Genomic DNA, 538 nt, shown 5'->3' with positions numbered 1-538 from the left:
GTCGTCATAGGCGAAGTGGCACACCCCGGAGGTCTCGGCGTGCACGTCGGCGCCGCCCAGGCCGTTCTGGGTGATCTCCTCGCCGGTGACCGCCTTGACCACGTCCGGACCGGTGATGAACATCTGCGAGGTCTCACGGACCATGAACACGAAGTCCGTCAGCGCGGGGCTGTAGGCGGCGCCGCCGGCGCAGGGGCCGAGCATCACCGAGATCTGCGGGATGACGCCGGAGGCCCTGGTGTTGCGCTGGAAGATGCCGCCGTAGCCGGCGAGCGCCGAGACGCCCTCCTGGATGCGGGCGCCGGCGCCGTCGTTGAGGGAGACCAGCGGGGCACCGGCCGCGATGGCCATGTCCATGATCTTGTGGATCTTCGTGGCGTGGGCCTCGCCCAGGGCCCCGCCGAAGATGCGGAAGTCGTGCGCGTAGACGAAGACCGTACGGCCCTCGACCGTGCCCCAGCCGGTGATCACACCGTCCGTGTACGGCTTCTTGGCCTCCAGGCCGAAGCCGGTCGCCCGGTGCCGGCGCAGCTGCTCG

Annotated in this window: 1 protein-coding gene; it reads right to left on the bottom strand. The window is 70.3% G+C overall.

The genetic code is table 11. The features are described 5' to 3' along the window. Positions 1-538, bottom strand: a 538-nt coding sequence (locus IO36_RS36045; protein WP_037626581.1) for a carboxyl transferase domain-containing protein, incomplete at both ends; no start/stop codon positions are given.

The organism is Streptomyces aureus, assembly GCF_000725495.1.
GTDB lineage: Bacteria > Actinomycetota > Actinomycetes > Streptomycetales > Streptomycetaceae > Streptomyces > Streptomyces aureus_B.
Note: the sequence above shows the minus strand (reverse complement) of the source record. Positions and strands in the feature narration are given on the sequence as shown.